Origin of the sequence: Lentibacillus songyuanensis, assembly GCF_039548255.1 — a bacterium.
Taxonomy (GTDB): Bacteria; Bacillota; Bacilli; order Bacillales; family Amphibacillaceae; genus Lentibacillus_C; species Lentibacillus_C songyuanensis.
In genome coordinates, this window is record NZ_JBCLVH010000012.1 from 1 (window position 1) to 13004 (window position 13004).

Sequence of the window (13004 nt, forward strand, 5' to 3'; positions counted from 1 at the left end):
GAACACAGCAGTTAAGCTCTCCAGCGCCGATGGTAGTTGGGGCTTTGCCCCTGCAAGAGTAGGACGCCGCCAGGCAATAAAAAACACCAAGATATGAATTCATATCTTGGTGTTTTTTATATATAATGAGTTTGGGTTATTAGTTATTATATATATGTTTTCTTAAAAAACTGGCTCATCACCAAAATTTATGGTTGACCATAATTAGTCTATTCCTTGCATGTAAGCCAATTATATTCGACTAAGATGCGATGTTCGTAGACATTTCGATTACGCGTGAAGAAATGGCGTTGTTGTAAAGCTTTTATTTTGTTATACCAGTCAATGAAGGTCTCTTTGAATTGTAAATGGCTTTTAATCGATCGCCATACTTTAAAATGATTTGGCAATGATCAGCGATATTGCTGATAAGGTTATTAAACAATTTTCTATGTCAACGGCACAGTTTACCGTTGCTGTATTAGTTAGTTATTTTACTATTTGTCAGTAGTTCAACCTATATGGCAAGTCAATATATTACCCATGGCCCATTTGGGGACATACACTTTTTTACAATTATGATTATGATTTTCTTTTTGCATGTCTTTACTCATGTAGGTCAGTCAATTCTTCTTCGGTCAATTACACCCGGTGTGATAACTTCAATTGTTTTCGTCTTGCCTTATAGTATAATATTGCTTCATTCATTATTTAAACATCAAATTATCAATTGGAATACAATATATACCAGTATGCCTTTTACTTTTTGGTTCTTCCTGTTTTATTTTTTGCTCATTGGATTGGAAAAAAGTAATATAAAGTTTTCTGTGCTAATGGAAACGGTGGTGTCAATGAGCCAAATGGCTTGATGCGAAGGCCTATTAATATTTTTGGGCGCCAATCATAAACTAGTGATGGGTGCATAAAGCCGCGGATTGGCTTGCATTGTTGTGGTTTAAAAACTTGAGATATAGACTGCGAGCATACATAATTATGAGAATTACTGGTAATGTGTTTTGTTTTTCAGTAATATTGTCTAAAATATATAGAAAGAATGTATTTGCATCTTTGCTGTTTTGTCGTATAATAATAATAAAGTCAAAGATAGTCAAAGTCAAAATGAAACACTATATGGTGTTGGTGGAGGAGGGTGCTTATGAGTAACATCTCTGACGTCATTGAACAATATTTAAAGCAAATTTTTAAGCAGGCAGCACAGGATGCAATTGAGATTAAGCGCAGTGAAATAGCGGACCAATTCCAATGTGTACCGTCGCAAATAAATTATGTTATTAATACAAGGTTTACCATTGAAAAAGGGTATATTGTGGAGAGTAAGCGTGGCGGTGGCGGGTATATTCGGATTATTCGGGTGAAACACCAGGAAAAGTCCGAATTAATAGATGAGATTATTGAATTGATCAATCCGACGGTCACGCAGCAAGCAGCTATTGATGTTTTGGAACGCTTGTTAGAGGAAAAGTTAATAACAGAGCGTGAAGCGAAAATCATGCTGAGTGCAATGGGGAGAAACACGTTAGCCATCCAATTGCCTTTTCGTGATGAAGTTCGTGCGCGTTTATTGACCTCCATGCTGACAACGCTAAAATACTTGAATAAATAGGATCTTTTTTTGTTAAGGGAGGGGAACTAATGGATTGTCAGGAATGCCACAAACGACCCGCAACGTTACACTTCACCCAGGTGGTGAATGGGAGTAAAATCGAAGTCCATGTTTGTGAAGTGTGTGCAAAGGAAAAGGGATATATGACATACCCGGAGGAGGGGTTTACCTTCCAGAATTTGTTGACGGGTTTGTTTAACTTTGAGTCTTCATCACTGGGAAGTCATAATAATTCTTCGTTTACTACGACGAAAGAGATACAATGTCAGCAATGCGGGATGACCTTAAGCGAATTCAAACGAATTGGGAAATTTGGTTGTGCCGCTTGTTATCATACATTTTCCGATCGATTGGATCCGATTCTTCGCAGGGTTCATAGTGGAAATACAAAACATCATGGGAAAATTCCTAAACGACAAGGTGGCAATTTGCATGCCAAAAAACAGCTAGAAGAATATAAATTGCAATTAAAGGAATTGATTGAACAAGAAGCATTTGAAGATGCAGCCAAGATTCGTGACAAAATTAAAGAATTAGAAACCGAAATGCGGGGTGACGATAAATGACCTTAAACCATTTCGTTAATGAAGCTATCAGTCCATGGATGCGTGATGAGGGACCTGACAGCGATATTGTATTAAGCAGCAGGATCCGGCTAGCACGTAATTTTGCCAAGTTTCCGTTTCCGCTTGCCGCTGGGCAGGAGGAGCTGGAGAACATCTTACAGTTTTTTCAACAGGAATATGCCCATCAGTCATTTCAGGATTATCAGGATTTGGAGTTTATCCCAATTTCAGAGCTGTCACGGACTGAAAAGCGTGTCTTAGTGGAGAAGCATTTAATTAGTCCGCATTTAGCAGAACACGCGGAGGCTGCAGCGGTAGTTATTTCGAAAAACGAGCAAGTATCCGTTATGGTTAATGAAGAGGACCATATTCGTATTCAGCTATATTTCCCCGGACTGCAACTGGATAAGGCTTTGGAAAAGGCATTTCAGTTTGATGACTGGCTGGAAGAGAAAATTAGTTATGCGTTTGATGAATCAAAAGGATATTTAACCAGCTGTCCGACTAATGTTGGTACAGGGATGCGAGCTTCGGTTATGATGCACTTGCCGTCATTGGCCTTAACCAGGCAAATTAACCGAATGATCCCGGCTATCAATCAGCTTGGTCTCGTGGTTCGAGGAATTTACGGGGAGGGCAGCGAAGCTATTGGGAACATTTTTCAAATATCGAACCAAATAACACTCGGCAAGTCAGAACAAGACATTGTAGAGGATTTGCAAAGTGTTGTGACCCAATTAATTGAACTGGAACGTAAGGCACGAACGCGAATATTAGAACAGTCCAGTACGCATTTGGAGGATCGAATTTATCGCTCCTATGGGGTATTAAAATATAGCCGGATCATTGAATCAAAAGAGGCTGCAAGTTGTTTATCAAATGTACGATTAGGGATCGATCTGGGGATTATTGAGAATATCTCGCAAACGATCTTGAACGAGTTAATGATCCTTACACAGCCAGGGTTTTTACAGCAATACGCAAAACGGAATTTGACCGCTAATGAACGGGATGTGTTACGAGCATCACTTATTCGCGAACGGTTAAAAATAGAGAACGAGTAGGAGGAAAAACTATGATGTTTGGACGTTTTACAGAACGAGCGCAGAAGGTTTTGGCGCTGTCTCAGGAAGAAGCGGTCAGGCTTGGCCATAATAATATCGGAACAGAGCATATTCTATTAGGCTTGGTCCGTGAAGGTGATGGAATTGCAGCAAAGGCCCTGCAATCTTTAGGTCTGGAAGTAGAAAAAATTCAACAAGAAGTAGAAGAATTGATTGGTGTAGGCAAAAAGGCGATGCAAACCATTCATTATACACCACGGGCTAAAAAAGTGGTGGAATTATCACAGGATGAAGCAAGAAAACTGGGCCATTCGTATGTTGGTACGGAACATATTTTGTTAGGTTTGATTCGGGAAGGTGAAGGGGTTGCTGCAAGGGTGTTAAATAACCTTGGTGTCAGCCTGAATAAAGCGCGTCAACAGGTGCTACAGTTGCTTGGTAGTAATGAATCTCAAGCAGGCAGACAGGGACGCGGGCAATCGGCCAGTGCGAATACACCAACACTTGATTCATTAGCAAGGGATCTGACAGCCCATGCGAAAGAAGGAAACGTTGATCCTGTTATTGGCCGAAGTAAAGAAATTGAGCGTGTCATTCAAGTGTTAAGCAGACGTACAAAGAATAATCCGGTACTAATCGGTGAGCCTGGTGTGGGCAAAACAGCTGTGGCAGAAGGATTGGCCCAGCAAATTATTGAGAATGAAGTGCCGGAAACATTACGTGATAAAAGGGTTATGACCCTTGACATGGGAACCGTTGTGGCAGGAACAAAATACCGTGGTGAATTTGAGGATCGACTCAAAAAGGTTATGGAAGAAATTAGGCAGGCGGGCAATATTATTGTATTTATTGATGAATTGCATACATTAATCGGTGCTGGTGGAGCAGAAGGTGCGATTGATGCGTCAAACATTTTAAAACCAGCACTTTCACGTGGGGAATTGCAATGTATTGGGGCAACGACATTGGATGAATATCGAAAATATATTGAAAAGGATGCAGCGCTTGAACGCAGATTCCAGCCGATTCAAGTCAATGAGCCCACACTGGATGAAACAATCCAGATTTTAAAGGGACTTCGTGATCGTTATGAAGCACATCATCGGGTGACGATTACCGATGACGCGATTGATGCTGCTGCGAATTTATCCGACCGTTATATATCGGATCGCTTTCTCCCAGATAAAGCGATTGATCTGATTGACGAGGCTGGTTCCAAAGTACGGTTACGCTCCTATACCGTTCCACCAGATTTAAAGGAATTGGAACAAAAACTGGAGGAAATACGCAAGGAAAAGGATGCTGCGGTGCAAAGTCAGGAATTTGAAAAGGCTGCATCATTAAGGGATTCCGAACAACGGTTACGGGAAGAGTTAGAGACGACAAAGAATCAATGGAAAGAAAAGCAAGGCCAGGAAAGCTCCGAGGTAACTATAGAAGATATTGCGAATGTCGTTTCGATCTGGACGGGAGTTCCAGTTGCCAAACTGACAAAGGATGAAAGTGAACGTTTATTGAACATGGAAGACATCCTGCATAACCGTGTGATTGGGCAGGAAGAGGCAGTTAATGCCGTGTCAAAGGCCATTCGCCGAGCTCGTGCTGGTTTAAAGGATCCGAAGCGTCCCATTGGTTCATTTATTTTCTTAGGCCCTACAGGCGTCGGAAAGACCGAATTGGCAAGGGCGTTAGCTGAGGTAATGTTTGCCGATGAAGATGCCATGATTCGAATTGACATGTCGGAATACATGGAAAAACATGCAACGTCGCGGCTTGTTGGTTCACCACCTGGATATGTTGGCTATGAAGAAGGTGGGCAACTAACCGAAAAAGTGCGCAGGAAGCCATATTCGGTTGTTTTGCTCGATGAAATCGAAAAGGCACATCCGGAAGTCTTTAATATTTTATTGCAAGTACTCGAGGATGGCCGGTTGACTGACTCGAAAGGCAGGGTCGTTGATTTCCGAAATACCGTATTAATTATGACATCAAACGTTGGAGCGAGTGAATTAAAACGAAATAAGTTTGTTGGATTTAATCTCGGTGATGAAGGTACAGAGTATAAAGATATGAAGTCAAAGGTAATGGATGCACTGAAAAAGGCATTTCGGCCTGAATTCTTAAATCGGATTGATGAAACCATCGTCTTCCATTCATTAGAGAAAAAGCATATGAAGCATATAGTGGAGTTGATGGTGAAGGAACTGCAACGTCGTTTATCGGAACAGGAAATAGAGTTTACCTTAACGGATAAAGCACTGGAGAAAATTGCGAATGAAGGGTTTGATCCAGAGTATGGGGCGCGTCCATTAAGAAGATCCATCCAGAAAAATGTGGAGGATTTACTTTCTGAGGAACTGTTGAAGGAAACCATTGCAAAAGGTCAAAAAGTGAAGATTGGACTGAACAATAAGGGCGAGTTCATTGTTTTAGCATAGGGAATAATGATCGATTGCATGTATAAAGCCAGTAGGTATTCCCTGCTGGCTTTTCCAAACTTATGAATATGGATGCGAGGGTCTTACTGCCCGTTAAGGCGGGATAAAGTGAAACTTCATTCAGTGGGGTTTTCGACGCTCTCAGACGTGCTAGAGCAGGCAAGGCATAAGGACATGACGGTTTTTAGCTTGCCCTTTCTCCCCCACTGAATGTTAGTTGAACAGAATCGGACCTTTATGGGCAGTTGACCCCACTTATTTTTTCGTTCCACCTCAAAATCTTGAAATGGGGGTCTTACTGCCCGTTAAGGCGGGATAAAGTGAAACTTCATTCAGTGGGGTTTTCGACGCTCTCAGACGTGCTAGAGCAGGCAAGGCATAAGGACATGACGGTTTTTAGCTTGCCCTTTCTCCCCCACTGAATGTTAGTTGAACAGAATCGGACCTTTATGGGCAGTTGACCCCACTTATTTTTTTGTTCCACCTCAAAATCTTGAAATGGGGGTCTTACTGCCCGTTAAGGCGGGATAAATGGTTTCATAGATGTGGCATTTTTATGGAATGGGCTTTGGATAATTGAAAGATGGTTGTAACCTAGGTGACACGTTTTTCGTGTAAAATAGAGATGAAGCAAAAGGGGTTGGATGTGTGTGGTGAAACGCAAGACGAAATTTGTATGCCAGGAATGCGGCTATGAATCGGCAAAATGGATGGGAAAATGTCCGGGCTGTCATAGCTGGAACACACTTGTTGAGGAAATAGAAATGTCCAGTCTGAATAATAACCGTGGTCTAGGCAATGGTTTAAAACAAGCCAGTAAACCGGAGAAAATTACAGCAATTGCATCCCAAAAGGAACCTCGTGTAACAACCTCGTTGAAAGAATTCAACCGTGTACTTGGTGGTGGAATTGTTCCTGGCTCACTTGTGTTAATTGGTGGTGACCCGGGAATTGGCAAATCGACATTACTGTTGCAAATATCTGCGCAGCTTGCTGAGAAAGAGCTGCAAGTACTTTATATTTCTGGCGAGGAATCGATTAGACAGACAAAGCTTCGAGCCGACCGTTTGGGAATAACTGCTGATTCATTATATGTACTATCGGAAACCAATTTGTTTGATATTGCCAATCAAATTGAAAAAGTGAACCCATCATTTGTTGTGATTGATTCTATTCAAACGATCTTTCGTGAAGAAGTAACCAGTGCACCTGGAAGTGTATCACAGGTGCGAGAGTGTACAAGTGAATTGATGAAAATCGCAAAAACAAATGGGATACCTATCTTTATTGTGGGACATGTAACAAAAGAAGGAGCCATTGCCGGGCCGAGGATGCTGGAGCATATGGTGGATGCTGTCCTTTATTTTGAAGGGGAGCGCCATCATACCTATCGCATCCTGCGCGGGGTGAAAAACCGTTTCGGCAGTACGAACGAAATGGGAATCTTTGAGATGAAAGAAGCGGGACTTCGGGAAGTGTTAAATCCATCCGAAATTTTTTTGGAAGAACGTTCTCGCGGTGCAGCCGGTTCAACGGTTGTTGCTTCCATGGAGGGCACTAGGCCTGTACTGGTGGAGATTCAGGCGCTTATATCGCCGTCAAGCTTTGGAAATCCACGCAGGATGGCGACGGGAGTAGATGCAAATCGGGTTCCATTGCTGATGGCGGTGTTAGAAAAACGGGTTGGGTTAATGTTACAGAACCAAGATGCATATATTAAGGTTGCTGGTGGAGTGAAACTGGATGAGCCTGCGATTGATCTTGCTATTGCTGTTGCGATTGCCTCCAGTTTTCGGGATCAGCCGACAAAACCGGATGATATCTTTATTGGTGAAGTTGGTTTGACGGGTGAGGCTAGACGGGTTTCACGAATTGAACAACGTGTACAGGAAGCAGCAAAACTTGGTTTTAAACGGGTGATATGTCCTGAAAATAATTTGGATGGATGGACACCGCCAACATCGATTCAAGTTATTGGGGTGAAATCAGTTTCAGAAGCTTTGGAGGCAGGACTTAAGAGCTAGAAATTCTAAAATACCCATAAAATATAGGGATTTTGTATTGACTTTGTTTTTTTATTGTGATAAAATTTTATGTTTATTCAATTGACTCATTTTTGTGGCTATGCTATTCTTTAAAGTGTTAGTAGCTATAATTTTATTTTTTTGGTTATTTTATAAAAAAACAGGTAATACTGAGGGTTAGGAGGTGACAGTGGTGCTGAAAAAAATTGTGCATTTATTTTTCATCATTACAGGTGGTACAATTGGGTATTTGTATATACCGGATATCATTAAATTATTAGATTTTACTAGTACGAAATGGGTCGCATCCCCATACCTCGGTTTGGTAATTGGCGCGGTTGTTCTGTTTGCTTTTTCTTATTTAGTAGCGGACCATATTGTTAATTTTCTGCGATGGATTGAGGATGCTCTAATCAAGGTTCCTGTTGGTGATTTGTTGTTTGGCAGTTTAGGGTTAATCGTCGGACTTGTTTTAGCTTATCTCATCAATATTCCGTTGAAAGATATTACGTTTAGCGGCTTGGTCTCGCAGGTAGTTCCATTGTTTATCACGATTTTGTTGGGATACTTTGGTTTCCAAATTGGCTTTCGGCGCAGAGAAGAGCTGATGAACTTATTTAACTTTAATCGCAAAGAGAAAGATAAGAAGCTGACCATTTCAAATGAAAAAACAGCTGAGCAACAGCAGCCTAAAGCAAAGATACTTGATACAAGTGTTATTATCGATGGACGGATCGCTGATATTTGCCAGACTAGTTTTTTAGAAGGGACAATCGTTATCCCGCAATTTGTATTAGGTGAGCTGCAGCATATTGCCGATTCATCGGATGCATTAAAACGTAATCGTGGTCGTCGTGGACTAGATGTGTTGAATCGAATTCAAAAGGAATTGCCTGTAAAGGTAGAAATCTATGAGGGTGATTTTGAAGATATTCAAGAGGTGGATAGTAAGCTCATCAAGCTAGCCAAGGTGATTAATGGAGTCGTGGTTACCAATGATTTTAATTTAAATAAAGTATGCGACTTACAAGGTGTTCGTGTTCTTAATATTAATGATTTGGCAAATGCTGTGAAGCCGGTTGTTCTTCCTGGTGAGGAATTGGTTGTGCAAGTGATCAAGGATGGGAAGGAACAAAATCAAGGAATTGCTTATTTGGATGATGGTACGATGATTGTCGTGGAAGAAGGTCATGACTATATTGGCAAGACAATTGAAGTGCTCATAACTAGTGTATTACAAACATCCGCAGGTCGAATGATCTTTGCAAAACCAAAATTACTTGAAAAAGCGTTATAAAAGAGGTATAACATACTAAGAGTGCAAAAGTGATAACAGAAATATGTTATCGCTTTTTGCTGTCAAAATGTAAAAGAACGTAATAATCACCCAGAAAGCGATGAAATATTATTTTTAACATGAACATATAAAAGGAAGGGGTATCATTCATGACCAATCAAGTACGTGTTCGTTATGCGCCAAGCCCAACTGGTCATTTACATATTGGGAACGCCAGAACGGCACTTTTTAATTATTTATATGCCAAGCATTTTGATGGCAAATTTATTATTCGTACGGAAGATACCGATGAGAAACGCAATGTAGAAGGCGGCGAGGAGAGCCAGTTTTATTATTTAAAATGGCTTGGTATCGAGTGGGATGAAGGTGCCGATATTGGCGGGGAATACGGACCATACCGGCAAATGGAGCGGCTTGACATTTATCAAAAGTATATTGATGAACTGTTAGCGAGAGGTCTGGCATATAAATGCTATATGACAGAAGAAGAGCTTGATCAAGAACGAGAAGAGCAGCGGGCAAAAGGACAAGCACCAAAATATTCCGGTGCCCATCGTGATTTAACGAAGGAACAAATAGCGGCTTTTGAGCAAGAAGGACGTAAACCGAGCATTCGCTTTCGGGTGCCAGAACATAAAACATATACATTCCCGGATATGGTCAGGGGAAATATCACGTTTGAATCAAGCGACTTCGGGGATTGGGTTATTGTTAAAAAGAACGGCATTCCTACTTATAATTTTGCCGTCGCAATTGATGACCATTTGATGGCGATTACTCACATTTTGCGTGGAGAAGAGCATATTTCGAATACACCGAAGCAACTGATGATCTATGATGCGTTCGGCTGGGAGTCACCAACATTTGGCCACATGACCCTTATCTTGAACGAGGATCGCAAAAAGCTGAGTAAACGGGATGAACACATTTTGCAGTTTATTGAGCAATATCGTAATTTGGGGTATTTGCCAGAAGCGTTATTTAATTTTATTACGTTATTAGGGTGGTCGCCTGTTGGGGAAGAAGAAATCTTTACGAAGGATCAATTAATAGAGATTTTTGACCCGGATCGGTTATCTACATCGGCTGCTATTTTTGATCCGCAAAAGCTTAAATGGATGAATAATGAGTATATTAAAGCGAAGGACATGGAAACAGTTATTGATCTGGCCATGCCGCATTTAGTTAAGGAAGGCAAGCTTCCGGCGGATATGGATGAAGATACAAGAATCTGGGCTGAGAAGGTCATTGCATTATATAAAGAACAGCTTCGATATGGTGCGGAAATTGTGGAATTGACCGACTTGTTTTTCAAAAAGCATATTGATTACGATGAGGCATCCATGGAAGTGCTGCAAGAGGAACAGGTTCCGGAAGTGCTGCAGGTATTTACGGATAAGCTGATCCACCTGGATGCGTTTAATAAAGATACGATTAAGGCAGAAATTAAAGCAACACAAAAGGAAACGAAACATCGCGGCAAAAAGCTGTTTATGCCAATTCGTGTGGCAACAACGGGCCAAACGCATGGTCCAGAGCTGCCAATGGCGATTGAATTATTAGGAAAAGATGTTGTTGTCGCCCGTTTAGATAAAATTCTTAAACAGCTTGGAGCGTAATTTAGTTCACATCACACTAAAAATATAATATAGTAATAATACAATATTGCCCGAACGTAGATAAGGAGAAGTAGAAAACGCGATTTTTTACCCAGAGAGAATCACCTAGGCTGCGAGTGATTTTAAAAACCGTTTTTGAAATGCACCTTGGAGTCCGTTATGAAGCTTAAGCGAACATAACGGCGGCACCTTGCCGTTATCAGGTTAGAAGTTGGAAGAATTATCTTCAAGCAGAGTGGGACCGCGCATCAAGCGTCTCTGTGTATAGCATACACAGGGGCGTTTTTTTAGTTAGAGTTCCAAGCAAACGCTGATCATAAATTAAGGGGGGCGCTCGAATGGGGATTTTTAAACGAATGAAAGAAGATATGGATGTTGTTTTTGAGCAGGATCCTGCTGCACGAACGTATTTTGAGGTTTTCCTAACATACTCCGGATTGCATGCTATCTGGTCGCATCGTATAGCACATGCACTATATAAACGGAATTTGCGATTTCTCGCTCGAGCGGTTTCACAACTGAGCCGGTTTTGTACCGGAATTGAGATCCATCCAGGCGCGCAAATTGGCCGACGATTTTTCATTGACCATGGCATGGGGGTTGTTATCGGGGAAACATGTGAAATTGGTAATAATGTGACGGTCTTTCAGGGCGTAACTTTAGGTGGTACAGGAAAGGAAAAGGGAAAGCGCCATCCCACAGTAAAGGATAACGCCTTAATTTCTACTGGTGCCAAGGTATTGGGTGCGATTACGATAGGCGAAAGTGCCAAGGTTGGCGGGGGATCGGTTGTATTACACGACGTACCAGACCATTCCACGGTAGTCGGTATCCCTGGCAGGGTTGTGAAGCAAAATGGTGAAAAGGTGCGTCGCGATTTAGATCATCATAAAATACCTGACCCGGTTTCTGACCGATGCTGCAAACTGGAGAGGGAAGTGCGTGAATTGCGAAACGAAATAGCAGAATTGAAAGAAGGGAAACAGCAACATGTCGATAACACTTTATAATACACTGACACGAAAAAAAGAAGTATTTAAGCCGCTTGAAGCGGGCAAAGTGAAAATGTATGTATGCGGGCCAACGGTATATAATTATATCCATATCGGAAATGCAAGGCCGGCAATTGTCTTTGATACGATTAGAAGATATTTGGAATACAGCGGGTATGAGGTTGACTATGTATTAAATTTCACCGATGTAGACGATAAGATCATTAAAACGGCGAAAGAAGCTGGCGAAGAAGTGCCTGCGCTTGCTGATCGTTTTATTGCCGCATATTTAGAAGATGTTGGCGCGTTAGGAGTAGAGCAGGCAACATTAAATCCGCGTGTAACCGAAACAATGGATGATATTATTAATTTTATTGCCGTATTGATTGATAAAGGCTATGCCTATAGTGTGGATGGCGATGTATATTTTAAACCGCGTGCTTTTGATGGATATGGGAAGCTGTCCCACCAATCGATTGATGAACTCAGATCGGGAGCTAGAATTCAAGTTGGAGAGAAAAAAACAGATCCCCTTGACTTTGCGCTTTGGAAAAAAGCAAAACCCGATGAGATTGCCTGGGAAGCACCGTGGGGGAAAGGTCGGCCTGGCTGGCATATTGAATGCTCGGCAATGGTAAGGAAGTACCTGGGTAACACGATTGATATCCATGCTGGCGGACAGGATTTAGCTTTTCCGCATCATGAAAATGAAATTGCCCAATCGGAAGCAATGACCGGAGAGCCATTTGCAAATTATTGGATGCATAATGGGTATATTAATATCGATAATGAAAAAATGTCGAAGTCACTTGGAAACTTTGTGCTAGCCCGGGAATTAATTGAACAGCATGATCCACAGGTTATTCGCTTCTTTATGCTTAGCGTGCATTATCGTAACCCAATAAATTTTAGCGAAGAGCTGTTAAAAGGTGCGGAAAATAGTCTGGAACGGATTAAAACGGCTTATTATAATCTTGGGTATCGCAAACAAACGAGCATGAACCTGGATGCAGATACGAATCGCTGGCTGGAGAAAATAGACGATTTAAAGAAGCAGTTTGAATCGGAAATGGATGACGATTTTAATACGGCAAATGCCATCTCTGTGTTGTTTGATTTAACCAAAGAAGCAAACCTGTATTTGGAATCAGAGCAAACCGCAACAAATGTGATTGATGCGTTTCAAACAACGATAGCAGAATTGCTGGGCATTCTTGGATTGACCCTTGAAACGAAAGAAGAGCTACTGGATGAAGAGATTGAAGCATTAATTCAAGAGCGGATCGAGGCAAGGAAGAACCGTGATTTTCAACATGCGGATGAAATTCGTGATACGTTGAAACAAAAGCAGATTATTTTAGAAGATACCCCGCAAGGTACACGCTGGAAAAGGGGCTAATC

Annotated in this window: 10 protein-coding genes and 1 other annotated feature; all 10 genes read left to right on the plus strand. The window is 41.5% G+C overall.

The window, feature by feature from the left end:
* The first annotated feature begins 500 nt into the window (after positions 1 to 500).
* The 10 genes from WMZ97_RS12490 (at position 501) to cysS (ending at position 13002) form a co-directional block, all read left to right on the plus strand.
* A complete protein-coding gene (locus WMZ97_RS12490) occupies positions 501 to 848 on the plus strand; it encodes an HXXEE domain-containing protein (protein WP_343272426.1) in 348 nt (115 codons plus the stop codon).
* A 287-nt stretch (positions 849 to 1135) separates the two neighbouring features.
* Positions 1136 to 1603, plus strand: a complete 468-nt coding sequence (locus WMZ97_RS12495) for a CtsR family transcriptional regulator (protein ID WP_343272427.1) — start codon at positions 1136 to 1138, stop codon at positions 1601 to 1603.
* A 29-nt stretch (positions 1604 to 1632) separates the two neighbouring features.
* Positions 1633 to 2169: a UvrB/UvrC motif-containing protein gene (locus WMZ97_RS12500; protein ID WP_343272428.1), complete on the plus strand. Its 537-nt coding sequence runs from the start codon at positions 1633 to 1635 to the stop codon at positions 2167 to 2169.
* Positions 2166 to 3233 (plus strand): protein arginine kinase, encoded by a 1068-nt coding sequence (locus WMZ97_RS12505; RefSeq protein WP_343272429.1) that lies wholly within the window; start codon positions 2166 to 2168, stop codon positions 3231 to 3233. The genes WMZ97_RS12500 and WMZ97_RS12505 overlap by 4 nt, the downstream gene beginning before the upstream one ends.
* A gap of 11 nt (positions 3234 to 3244) precedes the next feature.
* On the plus strand, positions 3245 to 5671 hold the full coding sequence (gene clpC / locus WMZ97_RS12510; protein ID WP_343272430.1) for an ATP-dependent protease ATP-binding subunit ClpC: 2427 nt from the start codon (positions 3245 to 3247) through the stop codon (positions 5669 to 5671).
* 650 nt (positions 5672 to 6321) lie between these two features.
* Complete coding sequence (gene radA / locus WMZ97_RS12515) at positions 6322 to 7695, plus strand: DNA repair protein RadA (RefSeq protein WP_343272431.1); 1374 nt, start codon at positions 6322 to 6324, stop codon at positions 7693 to 7695.
* Between the two features lie 193 nt (positions 7696 to 7888).
* Positions 7889 to 8992 (plus strand): PIN/TRAM domain-containing protein, encoded by a 1104-nt coding sequence (locus WMZ97_RS12520; protein ID WP_343272432.1) that lies wholly within the window; start codon positions 7889 to 7891, stop codon positions 8990 to 8992.
* A gap of 149 nt (positions 8993 to 9141) precedes the next feature.
* Positions 9142 to 10611 (plus strand): glutamate--tRNA ligase, encoded by a 1470-nt coding sequence (gltX, locus tag WMZ97_RS12525; RefSeq protein WP_343272433.1) that lies wholly within the window; start codon positions 9142 to 9144, stop codon positions 10609 to 10611.
* Between the two features lie 48 nt (positions 10612 to 10659).
* Positions 10660 to 10874, plus strand: a binding site (T-box leader).
* Positions 10875 to 10949: 75 nt separating this feature from the next.
* Positions 10950 to 11621, plus strand: coding sequence for a serine O-acetyltransferase (cysE, locus tag WMZ97_RS12530; RefSeq protein ID WP_343272434.1), 672 nt, complete (start codon positions 10950 to 10952; stop codon positions 11619 to 11621).
* On the plus strand, positions 11602 to 13002 hold the full coding sequence (gene cysS / locus WMZ97_RS12535; RefSeq protein ID WP_343272435.1) for a cysteine--tRNA ligase: 1401 nt from the start codon (positions 11602 to 11604) through the stop codon (positions 13000 to 13002). The genes cysE and cysS overlap by 20 nt, the downstream gene beginning before the upstream one ends.
* The last annotated feature ends 2 nt before the right edge of the window (positions 13003 to 13004 follow it).